The 16,121-nt window shown below is 65.0% G+C and carries 10 protein-coding genes; 4 read left to right on the plus strand and 6 right to left on the minus strand.

Translation table 11 applies throughout. The features are described from left to right. Nucleotides 1–23: 23 nt before the first annotated feature. A complete protein-coding gene (locus HAH_RS11985; RefSeq protein WP_044952006.1) occupies nucleotides 24–1,079 on the plus strand; it encodes a glycosyltransferase family 4 protein in 1,056 nt (351 codons plus the stop codon). Nucleotides 1,080–1,093: 14 nt separating this feature from the next. Here the strand turns inward: HAH_RS11985 and HAH_RS11990 are convergent, their stop codons facing one another. The 4 genes from HAH_RS11990 to malA all read right to left on the minus strand — a co-directional run bounded on the left by HAH_RS11990 (nucleotide 1,094) and on the right by malA (nucleotide 9,204). Further along, a complete protein-coding gene (locus HAH_RS11990; protein ID WP_011223949.1) occupies nucleotides 1,094–1,423 on the minus strand; it encodes a DUF7510 family protein in 330 nt (109 codons plus the stop codon). A gap of 129 nt (nucleotides 1,424–1,552) precedes the next feature. Beyond that, on the minus strand, nucleotides 1,553–2,497 hold the full coding sequence (locus HAH_RS11995; RefSeq protein ID WP_014041158.1) for a sugar phosphate nucleotidyltransferase: 945 nt from the start codon (nucleotides 2,495–2,497) through the stop codon (nucleotides 1,553–1,555). A 50-nt stretch (nucleotides 2,498–2,547) separates the two neighbouring features. Then, nucleotides 2,548–7,083 (minus strand): glycoside hydrolase family 15 protein, encoded by a 4,536-nt coding sequence (locus HAH_RS12000; protein WP_044952008.1) that lies wholly within the window; start codon nucleotides 7,081–7,083, stop codon nucleotides 2,548–2,550. Nucleotides 7,084–7,209: 126 nt separating this feature from the next. Beyond that, entirely contained in the window at nucleotides 7,210–9,204 is a 1,995-nt protein-coding gene (gene malA, locus HAH_RS12005; RefSeq protein WP_023843400.1) for an alpha-amylase MalA, read from the minus strand. A gap of 97 nt (nucleotides 9,205–9,301) precedes the next feature. Here malA and HAH_RS12010 point away from each other — a divergent pair, with 97 nt between their 5' ends. Continuing rightward, entirely contained in the window at nucleotides 9,302–9,637 is a 336-nt protein-coding gene (locus HAH_RS12010; protein WP_014041161.1) for a hypothetical protein, read from the plus strand. A gap of 360 nt (nucleotides 9,638–9,997) precedes the next feature. Here the strand turns inward: HAH_RS12010 and HAH_RS12015 are convergent, their stop codons facing one another. Continuing rightward, nucleotides 9,998–10,762: an IclR family transcriptional regulator gene (locus HAH_RS12015; RefSeq protein ID WP_014041162.1), complete on the minus strand. Its 765-nt coding sequence runs from the start codon at nucleotides 10,760–10,762 to the stop codon at nucleotides 9,998–10,000. A gap of 414 nt (nucleotides 10,763–11,176) precedes the next feature. Here HAH_RS12015 and aceB point away from each other — a divergent pair, with 414 nt between their 5' ends. Then, nucleotides 11,177–12,484 (plus strand): malate synthase AceB, encoded by a 1,308-nt coding sequence (aceB, locus tag HAH_RS12020; RefSeq protein ID WP_014041163.1) that lies wholly within the window; start codon nucleotides 11,177–11,179, stop codon nucleotides 12,482–12,484. A 45-nt stretch (nucleotides 12,485–12,529) separates the two neighbouring features. On the opposite strand, the gene HAH_RS12025 is transcribed toward aceB, so the two are convergent. Next, nucleotides 12,530–12,910, minus strand: a complete 381-nt coding sequence (locus HAH_RS12025; protein WP_011223955.1) for a VOC family protein — start codon at nucleotides 12,908–12,910, stop codon at nucleotides 12,530–12,532. Between the two features lie 102 nt (nucleotides 12,911–13,012). Here HAH_RS12025 and HAH_RS12030 point away from each other — a divergent pair, with 102 nt between their 5' ends. Next, a complete protein-coding gene (locus HAH_RS12030; protein ID WP_014041165.1) occupies nucleotides 13,013–16,063 on the plus strand; it encodes an FAD-binding and (Fe-S)-binding domain-containing protein in 3,051 nt (1,016 codons plus the stop codon). Nucleotides 16,064–16,121: the final 58 nt, after the last annotated feature.

Here is a 16,121-nt window from a genome sequence, read left to right on the forward strand (position 1 = left end):
TGGTGAGAGAGCCAGTTACAGAGATGCCACCGAACGTTCTGATGCTTGGCTGGGGGTTCCCACCCAACATCACCGGCGGGCTTGATACCGCTATCGGGGAGCTGTTCGAACAGCTTGAACCGAGAGACGACGTCGAGTTCGAGTTGGTGTTGCCCGCGGAGTACGCGCCGCCGGACCGCGACGGCATCCACGGCGTCTCGACGGGAAGCGGCGACATCGTCACTCGCATCGGCCGGCTGGCTGGAGAGTTCGCCGACGAGGCGGCCGATGCCGACATTATCCACACGAACGACTGGTTCGGCTACAACCCCGGTTCGCGAGCCAAATCAGCCCACGACGTCGAATGGATCTCGACCTTCCACTCGCTGTCGGCGGACCGGAACGTGACGCCGCCACAGCGGGAAGTCGAGACGGAACAGCGGGTCGCCAACCGCTCGGACCACCTCGTCGCGGTGAGTGAGTTTACCCAGCGACGGATACGCGAGCAGTACGACGCCGACTCGACGGTCATCTACAACGGGTTCTCGTCGGTGGAGCCGACGGGCCGGGACATCAAAGCGGAACTCGGTATCGACGGAAAGATGCTGTTTTTCGTCGGCCGACACACCGACCAGAAAGGGCTGTCGTACCTGCTGTACGCGCTCTCGAAGCTCGGTCGGGACGACGTGAGCCTGGTACTCGGTGGCTCGGGGCATCTCACTGAACAGCTCGAACGGTTCGCGGAGCTGCTGGGCGTCGAGGACCGGGTCTACTTCCCGGGGTATCTCCCCCAGTCGGAGCTCGGAGACTACTACAACAGCGCAGACCTGTTCGTCTCGCCCTCGCTGGCGGAGCCGTTCGGCATCACCATCGTCGAAGCGCTATCGGTCGGGACGCGCGTCGTCGCCTGCGAGAGCGGGGCGGCGGAACTCCTCAACGAGGACTGCGTCATCGAGGTCGAACCCGATTCGGACTCTATCGCCGAAGGGATCGAGCGCGCTCTATCGCTGTCGACGCCCATCGACTACGATGTTCGGACCTGGGAGGAAGTAGCCGACGAACACGTCGAGTTCTACCACGAGGTTCTCGACGAAGCCTGACGACGACCGAACGCTTACCGGAGGAAGCGAACGTCAGTGACCGGTTCCGGGTGAACGATGAGGTAGCCGTCGGCGGTCGGCTCCAGCCCTGTCACGGACGTCGTATCGGTTTGTGTCCGGTACGGGCTGTCTGCGGTCCCGTCAGCCGACTGGTAGGGGCTGTCGTACGGTGTCTGCCTGTCCTCTGGGGGGCGGTCGAAGTCCTCCGGCGGCAGGTATATCTTCTCGCCCGATTTCGAGCGGACCACGACGGCCGTGTCGCGGTCGCCCGAGACGTCGATTCTGGTCCGGCCGTCGTCGATTGTCATCTCGAACGTGACTGGCTCCGTTTCTGGTTGTGCCATGTTGTCAGATAACTTTCGTACGGCGAGTAGACGGCGCTGTGTCACTTAGTCCTTCGCCAGCAGTGCGGTGGCTGGCGGCGAATCGTGTCGCGTCCTGCACTCGAACGGTGGCCCCATCGCCGCGAGCCATCAGCGGTTGATGATGAGCGACCCGGACATGTTGTACCCCTCGACGTGGACGTTCTCGCCGAGAATCGTTTCGTCGATATCACAGTCGTGGACCTCGGCGTCCGGGAAGACGATGGACCGGTCGAGGCTGCTGTCGGTCACTTCCGCCCCAGCCATCACATGGACGGTGTCACCGATCTCGGAGTTCTCGACGGTCGCGTCGGGGTGGATGAGCGACCCGCCGTCGAGTTTCCACTCGACCGTTTCGAAATACGAGTCGGGCGTTCCGATGTCGAACCAGACGTCGTCGAACGTGAACGCGGACACCGGCTCCTGCTGTTGCAGCCAGTCGATGTACCAGCCCGGTTCGTCGGGGTTGTTGTCGCCCGAGAGGTACTCCTCAAAGCGGAGCGAGTCGGCCGGGAAGGCGTAACAGGCAATCGAGACGAGCGTGCTCTTGGGGTTGTCGGGCTTCTCCTGAAAGTCGACGACGCGCTCGCCGTCGAGTTCGACGAGCCCGTAGGACTTGGCTTTCTCCCGTGAGCCCACGTCGTAGGCGGCGAGTGCCGGCCCGTCGCGCTCCTCGAAGAAATCCAGAAACTCCGAGGGGTCGAAGCCGATGAGGTTGTCGCCGCCGATGACAAACAGGTCGTCGTCGATGCCCTCGCGGTCGATCAGTTGCGCGAGCGCGCCGACGACGCCGAACTTCTCGTCTTCGTCCGCCGTACTCTCGACGGAGAGCTGGACCTTCTCGTAGCCCATCTCGTCGATGTGAGCCTCGAACTCGTCGGCGAAGGCCTCGTTCGTGCTCAGGTACGTCGTCTCGATTCGGTCGTCGGCTTCCAGTGATTGCAGGACTCCATCGATAACCGTCGTCTCGCCGACCGGGAGCAGCATCTTCGGTCGACGACGGGTGATCGGCCACAGCCGTGTCGCGTAGCCGCCAGCTAGAACTATCGCGTCCATATCCCACAGTCAGACCCGAGTTATAAAGTGGTAACTACTTGTTGGAGTGGCTAGAGGTTGAGCTGCCAGACGGTTGTCCCGGCGGTGACCAGATCCTCGTCGTCCGCGGCGGCGACGATCACCTGGTTCTCACCGGGGTCGACGTCGACTGCGACCTCGAACTCACGTTCCTCGACGGGGATGTACGTGATATCAGCGGGCGTTTTGACGACGACACAGACGCCGGTCGTCTCGCCGGAGACGACCAGTTCGTTCCCGCGGAACTGCGTGTCGACGCGGAGCGCGGGGCTGCGGTCGGGCGTGTGGGCCCGCCGCTTGCGGTAGCGGTCGTCGACGAACGCGGGCGTTTCGACCGGTTCACCGGCGCTGATGCCGTGGGCCAGCCGCACGTACTGGGCCATCGACCACGCCAGCGGCGTCGCCGAGCCGGTCCCTTCGGCGAACTCCCAGTCGTAGTCGGTCGCGTGGCCCCGGTCCCAGATCTGTTCGGCGATCATCCGTCCCGAGTTCGCCACGTCCTGCATCATCTGGAGGGCGTTCTCCGGCGGGATGTCCGGGTCGTCACGGTGGAGTTCGTACTCGGCGCGCTCGCCGGTGAGCAGCGGCCAGAGGCGGCCCTTCCCTTTGTGTTCGACCGTCCACGGCGCGCCCTGGTCGTCCCGGCCGCGTTCGCCGTAGCCGTCGCCGTTGTACCGGTAGAACCCGGGCGCGTACTCCGTGTCGACGCTGATGGTGTCGTCGACCTCGACGAGCGAGTTCCGGATGGTCTCGTCGTCGTCGGGCTTGATACCCAGCCGGACGAGTTCGAGGAAGCCGCCATCGATGATGTTCCGTTCGTCCAGCGTCGGGCCGTCGTTAGCAAGCGTGCGGAGGTGCCCCATCTCGGGGTTCCCATCGAGCGTGACCCGCGTGTAGTAGGGCGTGTTGGTGTGGCGCTCGGTCCCGGTCTCGGTCGCGGTCCAGGCCTCGACGTTGTTCGCCCACTGGTCGGCCAGCGACAGCCAGACAAGCGCGTCGGCCTCGTGGCCGGTGTCGAGTGCGAGCTTCGCCGCACACGCGAGCCCCGCGATTTCGGCCGCAATCGAGGACGGCGAGAAGCCGGCCTCCTCTTCCCAGCGCTCCTGTGCCGTTTCGGGGCCGTGGCGGACGACGTACTCGGCCGACCGCCGGACGTTCTCGTAGCTGTACTCGACGTCCTCGAAGTCGACGCCGCCCTCGGCGAGGCGGTACGCCATCACCTGCGGGAACGAGATGTTGTCCATCTGCTCGCCGCCCCAGCGGGTCGTCCCGTTGACGTAGGTGTTTTGCGGGATGAAGCCGGCCTCGTCCTGCTGGTACTCGTAGATGTACTCCAGTTGCTCCGTGGCGATATCTAGCGACCCGATAGCGTCGAATACGCTGAACACCTGGTACAGGTCCCGGGACCAGACGAAGTTGTAGCCGTAGCCCTTGGGCTCCTCGGCGTGGACGGCCTCGCCCCACGGCACGGACGGCGAGGCGATGGACGCGCCGCGGTAGGTCTTGTCCTCGACCGCTAACAGCGTCATCAGCGCTGTCCTGTACTGGTTTGCCAGTGCCTCGTCGTCGGCAACCGACTCCGGAAGTTGCTTGTCCGAAAGGAAGTCACCCCAGCTGTCGGCGTACTCCGCGCTGACCGTCTCGTAGCCGCGGTCGAGCGCCCCGTCGGCTTCGCCCAGCGCGGCGGCGGTGTCAGCCTGTCGCGCGAAGCCGAGCGCGACCGTGTCGCTGACTCTGGTCCCCGAGTCCAGCCGGCCGATGAGGACGAGGTTCGTCCCGTCGATGGATTCGACCGGGTTCGGGAGGTCTCCGTCGGAGTACAGCCCATCGAGGTGGTCGCTGCCGGCCGCGCCGACGGTGGCCCAGTCGAAACGCCCGGCCGCGGCCATCGCCACGGCGATGGAGTATGCGTCGCCGTTCTCGTCGACGAGCAAGTCGTTGTCCGTCTGATCGGTGTAGGCGCGAGGGTTCCGGCCCACGAGGTGGTAGCTCCCGGGCTGGCCGTATCTGATGGCGCGGTCCTCGGTGACCGTGCTGGTGAGCGCGATGTCCGCGACCGAGAACACGTCGTATGATTTGCCGTCCTTGGCGCTGAAGGACACGTCGGCGACGATGGCGTCGTGCTCGGGGTCGGTCGCGTAGTCGACGGTCAGCGTCCACTCGTGGCCCCGGCCGTCGCCGGTCTCGGTGAAGACGTGGCGATAGAGGAGCGCCTCATCGTCGACCGGTTCGACGCGTCGCCTGACGCTGTCGTCGGTCCGGCGGTTCTCGCGATGGGTCCGGACGGCGTAGTCCGTCTCGTCCGTACACCGGACCAGAAAATCCAGCGTCCGCAGGTTCATCAGGTCGACCTGCGGGTAGCGAGCCTCTGTCAGCGCGCCCTCTGTGAGCGTGAACCAGACGCGCGAGGGGTCCGGTTCGTCGTGGTCGGCGACGGTGCCGACGCCGTACTTCTCCCCGGTCGTCCAGGTCGGGCGCTCGCTCGGCCCCTCGGTTCCCGCCGATGTCGTCGGGAGCGCGTTTAGCTCACCCAGCCGGGCCGTCGCGTGGAGCCGCAACGCGTGGGACCAGCCAAGCGGCGTCGCGCTGTCGAGGTCGCCGTCGTCGAAGGCCTGTTCGGCGAGGTAGCCGGCGTCGGTCGTGAGCGGCCCGTCGTCCTCGAGCAGTTCGTACAGGTCGCTCGCGCGGTCGAGGTAGGCGTCGCCGCTCCCGTCGCGGTCGTTCAGCATATCGCCGACGCGGGCGGCGGCGAGGGCCCCCATCGCCGTCGTAACCGTCCAGACCTTCTCGCTGTCCTGATGACCGGTCCGCCAGCGGTCGCCCTCGTAGCGGGCCAGTCCCGCAACCTGGCTCTCGGTGGGGTTCCGAAAGAGTGTATCGAGCGTCGTGCTCACATGATCGGCCAGGCGGATGATGTGCTGGTCAGCAAGCGTGGTCGACTCGACGCTGTCGTACTCCTGCAGCGCGTCCGCGAGGTGGAGCCCCGCGGCGTCGATGCGGTGGTCCGGCGTCCCGTTTGTCAGCCCCATCACGTACACGCCCAGATCACTGTCCCAGAGCGTATCCAGCCCGTCTAGCAACCGGTCGGCTGCCGCCAGACTCTGCTCACAGACCGATTCGGGCATCGGGGCGCGGGTCACCGCGGCGAAGGCCTCGATGAACGTCGCAGTGGTGTGCGTGAACTGGCCGACCGAGTCCTCCCAGACGTTCTGACACGGCTCGGGCAGGTCGTTGGCCGCGATGTCTTCGATGAGCGTGTCGACGGCCGCATCGATTGTCTCCCGAACCATCGCCGTCAGTTCGGCGTCCATCTTGCCGCGGTGTGTTCGCAGCAGCGTCGCGAGGAAGGCGGTGACGGTCGCGGTCTGGTCGGCCTGGTACTCCGGCGATTCGGCGTTGTGCTCGACTCTGGCGTTGGCCCAGCCCGGCGCGATAGCCCCGGTATCGGCCCAGACGCGGTGGGGCCACCGCCCGTCGGAAAGCTGGCTGTCACAGAGGAACGCCGCGCTCTCGGTCAACATTTCGACGGTGTCGATATCGAGTCGGTCGCCGGCTTCGAGCAGATGCCGGGAGACCGAGGCGTCGTCGCGGAACCAGACGTAGCCGTAGCCGCCGGAGTTCGAGTAGAACGGGTCGAACTCCGGGGCGGCGATGCGACCGCCGGTCGGCGAGGACAGCAGGTCAAGCACCCGCAGGTCCATCCGTATCGAATCTGACCGCGGCGTCGATTCGGCCACGTCGATGCGCGTTCGCTCCCGCCCGGCCTGCCGGAGATCGTCAGACGTCGTGTGCTCCGTCACACAGTCGGCGAGGTCGAGGAGTGCCGTCTCCCGGTCGACCTCGTCGTGGTTCGAGAGCTGACTGACCAGCGTCGTGTCCTTGCTGCGTCCGGACCGGTCAAGCGGCGCGGTCACGAGGAAGTCACCGGTGAGGCGGGTCTGGTCGCGTCGCTCGACTGGCTCCGACCGCGGGAACGCAATCGGGCTGCCGTCGAGTATCTCCGCGAGGCGTTCCGGCCGCTGTCCGGCGACGGCGTCCAGCCCGGTCGACGAGGCGAGGTAATCGTGCTCTCGCCGATGGTACACCTCCAGTACGCGCGAGTCGTCTGGCCCGGCGTCTTCGTGAATCAGCGAGCCGACGCCGCTGTCGCTGCTGTCGGGGGCCAGCGTGACGAACGCCACGAGCTTGGCGTCCTGTGGAACCGCCCCGCGCATCGCGACGTGCGTGACGTGGGCCCGGCCCAGCGTCAGATCGTACTGGTGGACCGTGAACGACCCCGCGTCGTATTCGGTCTCGACGAGCCGCGTCTCGCGGTAGTAGTGCTGTCTGATCGTTTCCAGGTCACTGAACCACCGTGTTTCGTCCCCAAGCATAACCCCGAGCCTGGAGCGGTCAATACCGGAGAGCCCGGAGAGCGAATCGGAATAGTCCTTCAGCGTGCCGTCTTCGCCGACGTGTACGAGCCGATCACCGTGCCCGGAGAAAGAGCCTGAAACAGTCCTGCGTTCTTCTGGAAAGCGCTCGTGACGAGTCCGCTTGTATTCGTTGAGCGCTGTCGAAAGCCGCATACACATCAAAGCAGACCAATCTCTATAAACTCCTGTGGTTCGGACAAATTAGTGATACTTCGAGGGAGTGGCTGCATATCCCGGGAGAACGGGGCCGCTGATGCCGAACAGATCCGCGCGCTCGGTCTACTGGTTTAGAGCGCTCTCGTCAGCCGGGAACACGGCGGCGCTGTCGACGGTGACTGCTGTGTCCCCGTCATCAGCAGCTCCACGATGCTCCCCAGAAACGAGGTCGGTATCATCGGTCCCGGCTGGTAGCCCGACCGTCGACGGTTCACTACTGAAGTTGAGCACGACGACAGCCGCGTCCCCCGCAGTTGTCCGCGCGTACGCGACGACGCGGTCGGACGGGCCGTCACGGACCTCGTACGGGATTCGGAGGAGGTCCGCGTCGGCCGACAGCGCCGGCTGGTCGTGTCTGACCGCGGAGAGGTCACTGACGAACGACTGGAGCGCCTCGTCGGCGTGGTCCCACGCGAGGTCGTCGCGCCGGCCGCGCTGTCCGAACTCCTGGCCGGCGTACAGCAGCGGCGCGCCCGGGAGCGTGAACAGCGCACCCGCGGCGGCCTCGGCGGCGCCCCGCCCGTAGTCGACGACGTAGCGCGTCTCGTCGTGGTTCTCCGCGTACAGCATGAACGACGCGTGCTCCGGGAAGCCGATCTCCGCCCGCCCCTCGATAGCACCGAGGACGGCCTCGGCATCGCCGCCGTCGCCGACCTGCCGGAGCGCGGCGTAGGTCGTCGAGTCGAAGTGCATATCGAACAGTCCGGCCTGAAAGTCTGGGATGTACGGGATGGTCTCGTCCAGCAGCAGGAACTCGCTGTCGCGGTCCTTGCAGTAGTCGTGGATCTCGCGCCAGAAGCTGTTCGGGACGGCCCAGGCCATGTCACACCGGAACCCGTCGACCAGTTCGGCCCACTGGGCGACCGCATCGAGCAGGTGCCGGCGGACCGGCAGGTGGTCGAAGTCGAAGTTCGCGATGTGCTCCCATTCGAAGTACGTCTCTGGCTCGGTCTCGGTGCGCCACTCGTACCAGTCGCGGTACTCGCTGGCCGGGTTGTTGACGGCGGACTCGAAGTAGGGGTGGGTCCGCGCCGAGTGGTTACACACCAGGTCGAACAGCACCTTGAACCCGCGGTCGTGGGCCGCCTCGACGAACCGCTCGTAGTCCGCGCGGGTGCCGAGGTCCGACGCGATTTCGAAGAAGTCGGTGATGTTGTAGCCGTGGGGCGCGTGGTCGTTCTGTAACACCGGCGTGAGCCAGATGGCGTCGACGCCGAGCGAGTCGAGGTAATCCAGACGGTCGATGATCGCGTCGAAGGGCGATTCGTCGCTATCGCCGGCGAACGTGCGAACGTAAATCTCGTAGATGACCGAGTCCTCGGCCCAGGCCGGCGCGTCGTACGGTCGACTGGCAGCGACCCCGTCGCCGCTCGTCACGGTCTCGATGCCGCCCCCGTCGCGGCTAAACTCGACGGCGTCGGGCACGCTGTAGCCGTGGTCTCCGATGGCAACGGCGTGGATGCGAGCGCGGTCCGGGAGCGCGTCCAGCGGAATCCGGAGAGCCGTCCCGTCCCGGGTCACCGCGTCGGCGTCGATATCATCACGGTCGTCCAGCAGGAACTCGACGGCGAGGTCGGCGGCCGTCTCGGTCCCCTCGGGATGGGGACTGCAATCGGCGCGAACGACGGCTTCGTCGCCCTCAATGTCCGGCCGCAGAGTCAGGCGTGGCTGGCCGCCGCCACTGCCGCCGTCGCCGCCGTCCCCTGCCTCGGTGTACTCGCCGCTCCCGCTGCGGCCGGAACCGCTTTGCCCGCCGGAGACGCCACCGCTGTGACCGCCAGAGCGGCCGGACGTGTGTGTCCCGCTCGATTCGAGGGTCCCCGGGAACGCGCGGACAGTAAGGTCGTGTTCGCCGTCCGGTGCGGTGAGTCGGACGACGTATCTGCCCGGCGCGTCGGGGACGAGGTGTTCGACCGGGCCGTCTCCGAGCGATACCGTTGATTGCGCCGGTGCCTGCGTCAGTCGCCAGGTGTAGGTCGCCGACGGGTCCGGGTCGCGGGGCGCGAGTTCGACCTCGTCACCCGTCGCCACGAACCGCGGCGGTCCAGGATGGTGCATAGGTTCACTGCGATTGACAGTGTCTTTGTACTTGGGGTAGCCGCGAGCGTGCCGCCGCCGGCAGCATCGCTTTCCGGCTACGGCGTGTACCTCCGCTGTGCCCGACTACCGACGCGACGCCGGGTTTGCGCTGCTCTGTGGACTGGCACTCGTCGCGTATCTCCGACAGACGGGCGCAGTTGAGACGTTCTGGTCCGAGTCCGCCATCGCCGTCGGCGTGGCCGTCGCACTGTGTGTCGAGGCGCTGTTCGTTCTCGACACGCCCGTCGCGGCGCTGTGGCAGCGCCGCGGCGTCCGGACGGCGTCGGCAGTCGTACTCCTGGGTGTTGCCGGCGGACTCGCCGTCTTTCTGGGCCCGGTCGTCGTCGCCGCGGCGTGCTGGGGACTCGTGACGTACTTCGGCATCCTCGCTGTGTGCCTGTGTTACCGGTGAGCGTTCACCCTCGCGGGGACGACACCGGTCGATGACCGTAGTAACCACCTACAACTATACGCTCCAAGCTAGTACTGTAATAGAATTATATAACTACTGCTTGCGCTACTCGGAGTTGTTTTTGAGTTTTCGAACTTAAATAGAAGATACTATATTTGAAAAGAGTTGAAGTAGCCCGATTATGGAGCTAAATGAGGGTATCGAGGGCGGAGTATTTCTCTACAGTAGCCAGACTTGTCCACCACGGACAGCGGGTATTCGGCCGTCGAATAACAACTGTACTGGTATTAGATTCTGCCAGTACCGGCCAACCGTTGGCGACGGAACTCGGTGTATCTGTCGAGACAACAGACGGAGCGGTTATTCGTGAGCCAGATTCACTTCGATGACGTTAGCGGCCTGTTGCACCGTGTCGATGAGTTGTGCTTTGCGGCCCGGCGACTGCAACCGGTTGATGGGCGCGGTGATGCTGATGGCGGCCTCGCGCCGGTCGCCGGTGTCGATGGGGACCCCGACACAACCGGTTCCGTCGACCCGTTCCTCGGTGTCATCGGCGACCCCGCGCTCCCGGATCGTCTCCAGTTCCGCAAACAGCGTCTCGCGGTCTGTGATGGTGTTGTCCGTCTCGGCCGGCAGCCCGCGGGTCTCGATGATTTCCGCGACCCGCTCATCGTCGAAACTCGACAGGAGCGCTTTGCCGATAGCGGTCTTGTGGAGGTGGATGCGCTTCCCGAGGCGCGTATCGAGCGCGACCGCCTGGTCGCCGCTGGTGGTGTGGATGTAGATGCCGTAGCCCTGCTCCTCAATCATCAGGTTCGCCAGTTCGCCGGTCTCGACGGCCATCCGTCTGACCTCGGGCTTTGCCACCTCGTAGATGCCGTCGTAGCGCTGTGCCATGCCGCCGAACTCCAGCCACCGGAGCCCGATGCGGTACTCGCCGTCCCGTTCCACGACCAGTCCCTCGTCTTCTAGCGTCACCAGGTGTTTGTATATCGTGCTCTTGGCCGGGTCCAGCGAGTCGGCGAGTTCGACCAGCGTGGCGCTCCCGCCGAGGTCTTTGATTCCCGAGAGGACCGACAGCGAGGTCTGCGTCGCCCGGACCGAGTCCGTTTTTGCCCGTGTCATTAGGCACCAGTTCTGGTGCCGCTCGAATAAAATTGCCGTATCGGTTGTGACAATCGCTCTACGGTAGCTTCCGAGGCTTGACGCACGGCGAAGTGGGCGTCACCAGTCTCTACAACCGTCACAGGCATTCGGAAATACGAAACGGAAAGGTGGGTTCAATAGCGCGAAGCCAGCGACCGAAGTCGCCGGGGGCTCCGTGATGTGGCGACTGAACGGTCGCGAGATATCGACAGAGCGGTGTGCACCGCCGACCGTTGTGTCGTCCGGGCGCACGAGTAGTGAAAGAAAATATAGCATACATATTTCGTATTTCCGAATCCGCTGAAAGACGGTGGAACGACCGCTCTCGTCGATGTTTCGGTCGATAGTGGACGGTAGATTTAAGCGGTTCCGTCGGGTTCTTTGAGACGAGTTATGAGTGTGAAACGACACTACGACCGCGAGTTCGTCAGAACGTTCTTTACCTCTCCAACAGCAGTCGACGGGGAGGACGATTCAGCGAAGATGCTGCGAAGCGCGGGCCAGCTCCGCGGCCTGCAGGCCCCGGATGTCTGGGTCCCGGACAACGAGGACGCGACGGCACCGAACATGCGCGAGGAGGGCGTCGAGAACATCATCGAAGTGGTCTCAGAACAGGGTGCCGAGTTCCCCGGCGAGATCCACCCGCGCGTCGTCTGGCACCGCGAGTCCCCGACGACCCGCTATCAGGGCTTCCAGCAGATGCTCGAAATTACCGACCCCGAAAACGGTGCGGTCGAGCACATCGACGGCTTCGTCATCCCGGAGGTCGGCGACATCGACGACTGGAAGAAGGCCGACGAGTTCTTCACCATCATCGAGCACGAGCACGGACTGGAGGAGGGGAGCCTCTCCATGTCGGTCATCGTCGAGAGCGGCGAGGCCGAACTGGCGATGGGCGACCTGCGCGAGGAGATGGGCAAGCCCTCGAACAACCTCGAACGTATGTTCCTGCTCGTCGACGGCGAGGTCGACTACACGAAGGATATGCGCGCGATGACGCCTACCGGCGAACTCCCGCCGTGGCCGGAACTGCGCCACAACACCTCCCGCGGTGCCAGCGCCGCCGGCCTTATCGCCGTCGACGGCCCCTACGACGATATCCGCGACGTCGAGGGGTACCGCGAGCGGATGAAGGACAACCGCGCGAAGGGGATGACTGGCATCTGGTCGCTGACACCGGGGCAAGTCGTGGAGGCGAACACGGCCCCGCTCCCGCCAAAGACCGGGAGCTGGCTGCTCGACGTCGGCGGTCAGGAGGTCGAACTCGACGCACAGGACGGCAAGCAGGTGTACGACGGCGACGACCTCTCGCTGGAAACGGACGGCGAGGGCGGCTACGTCCTGCAGGCGGGCGGTGACCGGCTGGAACTGGACGAGGACGAACTCACCGAGGAACTGCTCGACCGCACCGCGTACATCCCCAGCATGACCGACATCGTCGACTCGATGGAGGAGTTCGAGGCCGCGAAGGAGGCCGGCAAGGGAGCCATCGCGATGACTCAGGCCGCGACGCTGGTCATCGACGGCGTCGAAGTCGAGGTCAGTAAAGACCGGATGTGGGACGAAGCGACCTACCAGGCCGCCCAGACACCCATCACGCTGTTCCAGGACGTGTACGAGCACCGCCCGGACCAGCACGAGGAACTGGCGGAGATGTACGGCACTGACATCGTCGAACGCGCCACGGCTGTCGGCAACTAACGGCCGTCCTCAGTATTTCGTCACTCGAAACGCCGCGGGCGTGGTTCAGTCTTCCAGCGGTTCGATGAGTTCGACGTGGTGGCCGTCGGGGTCCGCGACGAAGGCCGTGTACGCGCCGGCCTCCGGCTGTGGGCCGGGCTCTTTGACGACGCCGTGATGATCGATGCGGTCGACCGTCGCGTCGACATCGTCCACGCCGAGAGCGAGATGGTCCCAGCCGGACCCCATCTCGAAGCTCGTCTCCCCGTCCGTTTCTGCCAGTTGCAGTTCGACGCCGCTGTCGTCGGCCACGTAGTAGTTCGTCGTCTCGCCGTCGGGCGTGGTGAACTGCCAGGACTCCTCGAAGCCGAACTGCTCGTAGAACGCGATCGATGCTGTGGCGTCGGCCACGTTCAGGCACATATGAAGGATGCTTGCATTGCCCATACATCGCTTCCAGTGCCCTGCGTCAAATAGCTGGCGGGCTACGTAAAGCGAATTGTGACCGCATGCCACAGACTTTAATGATTATTACTCCTGAATGCTCGTATGGCGATCGAAAATGTCGAGGACACCTGGTCAGCACAGGAACTGGACCTCGACCGACCGGACGTGGATGCGTACCGGGACCTGGCGGAAGCGCTTCGCTCGCGGGTCTCGGGTGGGGTCGAGTTCGACGAATACGCCCGGATTCTGTACGCAACGGACGGGAGCATCTATCGCGCCGAACCAGCCGGGGTCGTGTACCCGACTGATACCGACGACGTGCGGGCGGCCGTCGAGGTGGCGACGAGCCACGGCGTCCCGATCATGCCCCGCGGGACCGGGTCGTCGCTCGCCGGACAGACCGTCGGTCCGGGCTGTGTCGTGCTAGACCTGTCCCGGCACATGGACGGTATCCTCGATATTCGGCCGGGCGAGCAGACGGCGCACATCCAGCCCGGCGTGGTGCAGGACGACCTGGACGACACGCTGGCCGAGTACGGCCTGAAGTTCGCGCCGGATCCGGCATCGTCGAACCGCGCCTCTGTCGGCGGCGGCATCGGAAACAACTCCACCGGCGCACACTCCGTCAGGTACGGCATCACCGACGCCTACACAGATGCGGTGAAAGCTGTCCTCTCTGACGGCTCACTCATCCACGCCCGCGAGGTCGTCATCGACTCGCCGGAGTGGGACGACATCGTGAGCAAAGACGACCGCGAGGCCGACATCTATCAGACGGTCCGCGAAGTCGTCGAGGAGAACGCAAGCGAAATCGAGGACCGCTACCCTGACCTCAAGCGCCGGGTGTCTGGCTACAACCTCGACCGCGTTATCTACGAAAACGACGACGGCGAGCGCGTGCTGAACCTCGCGAAGCTGTTTGTCGGGAGCGAGGGGACCCTCGGGGTCATTGTCGAAGCCGAACTTTCGCTGGTGACCGTCCCCGAGGAGACCGCGCTGGCGCTGTACTGCTTTGACACGCTTCCCGATGCGATGCGGGCTGTCCCGGTCGCGCTTGACTACGATGTCAGCGCGGTCGAGTTGATGGACGACGAGATGTTCAGGCTCGCAGCCGGCTCCGACGGCTACGCCGAGTACGTCGACCCGATTCCGGACCGAGCGGCCGCGGCGTTGATGCTCGAATACGACTCGGAATTGCACGATGACTTCGAGGCGGCCATCGCGCGGACCAACGAACGGTTCCTCGATAACGGAGCGGCCTTTGACGTGGTGGAAGCCTACACCGACGCCGACCAGGCTGACCTCTGGAAGCTCCGCAAAGCCGCGATTCCGCTCCTGATGTCCATGGACGGCGACCCCAAACCGTACCCGTTCATCGAGGACGCGACGGTCCCGCCCGCCGAACTGGCCGAGTACGTCGAGAAGTTCGAGGAGGTGCTGGCCGACCACGACACCTCGGCCGCGTACTTCGCCCACGCCGGCTCCGGAACACTCCACATCCGCCCGATTCTCAACCTGAAGGAGGAATCCGGTATCGAAGACATGCACTCCATCACCGACGACGTGACCGACCTCGTGCTCGAACACAATGGGTCGTTCTCCGGTGAGCACGGCGACGGGATGGCCCGGACGGAGTTCACGCCCAAGATGTACGGCGAGGACCTCTGGGACGCGTTCAAGCAGGTCAAGACGGCCTTCGACCCGCAGTGGTGGATGCACCCGGGCAACGTCGTCTACCGCGATGACCCGGACGATATCGGCCCAGACGCTGACCGGGGTGTCGGCGCGGACATGCGCGAGAATCTCCGGTACGGTCCTGACTACCAGTCCCTGGAGCCACAGACGACGCTCGACTTCGCGGACGAGGGCGGCTTCTCCGAGCTGGTCGAACTGTGTAACGGCTGTGGGACCTGCCGACAGACCGACGGGGACGTGATGTGTCCAACGTACCGCGCCTCGGAGGAGGAGGTCCAGACGACGCGCGGCCGTGCGAACCTCCTCCGGTCGGCTATCAGCGGCGACCTCAGCGAGGACGAGATTCACTCCGACCGCTTCCAGGAGGAAGTGCTCGACCTCTGTGTCGGCTGCAAGGGCTGCAAGAGCGACTGCCCGACCGGCGTCGACATGGCGAAACTCAAAACCGAGCTGAAACACCAGCACCACGAAGCGGAGGGGGCCAGCCGCCGGGAGCGCCTGTTCGCCAACATCGACACGGCCTCGAAGGTCGGGTCGGCGCTGGCACCGGTCTCGAACTGGGCGACGGACATCCCGGGCGCGCGGACCGTTATGCAGAAACTGTTCGGCATCGCGCCGGAGCGCGAACTCCCCACCTTCAGCCGGGAGACATTCCAAGACTGGTTCGATGCACGCGGTGGCTCGACCGTCTCGCGGGCCGAAGCCGACCGCAAAGTCCTGCTGTTCCCCGATACGTACACGAACTACTCGTACCCGACGGCCGGCAAGGCCGCCGTCGAAACGCTGGAAGCCGCAGGCGTCCACGTCACCATTCCGGACAACACCGCGCCGTCCGGGCGAGCGGCTTACTCCACCGGAATGCTGGACCTGGCTCGCGAGCGGGCCGAGACGAACGCGAATCGGCTGTCGGATCGCGTCGCGGAGGGGTGGGACATCGTGTTCGTCGAGCCCTCCGATGCCGTGATGTTCCAGGACGAGTACCGCGACCTGCTCGACGGCCCCGAAGTCTCGCGGGTGGCTGAGAGCGCCTACGGCGTGCTGGAGTATCTCGATACCTTCCGGCTCGACGACGCGCTGCCGGTCGAGGACCGGTCGCTCGGGGCCGCCGGCGCGGTCAGCTATCACGGCCACTGCAACCAGAAGGGGACCAACAAGGATCACCACGCCGTCGGCGTCATGCGTCGCGTCGGCTACGAGGTCGACCCGCTCGATTCGACGTGCTGTGGCATGGCCGGAAGCTTCGGCTACCACGACGAGCACTACGATCTCTCGAAGACTATCGGCCGGCTGCTGTTCGATAAGGTCGAGGAGAGCGACGGCGACCGCGTCGTTGCCCCTGGTGGGTCCTGCCGCTCGCAGTTGGGTGACCGCGACGGCGTCGACGAGCTCCCGCCCCATCCTATCGAAGTTGTCGCCGAGCGACTACCAGACACAGCGACGACCTCACGGTCGGCGTGATAGGAACATGGGCTGTTTGTCTGGACTCATACCCGAATAGGATGTTGTTTTCGGATAT

Origin of the sequence: Haloarcula hispanica ATCC 33960, from assembly GCF_000223905.1 — an archaeon.
Lineage (GTDB): Archaea > Halobacteriota > Halobacteria > Halobacteriales > Haloarculaceae > Haloarcula > Haloarcula hispanica.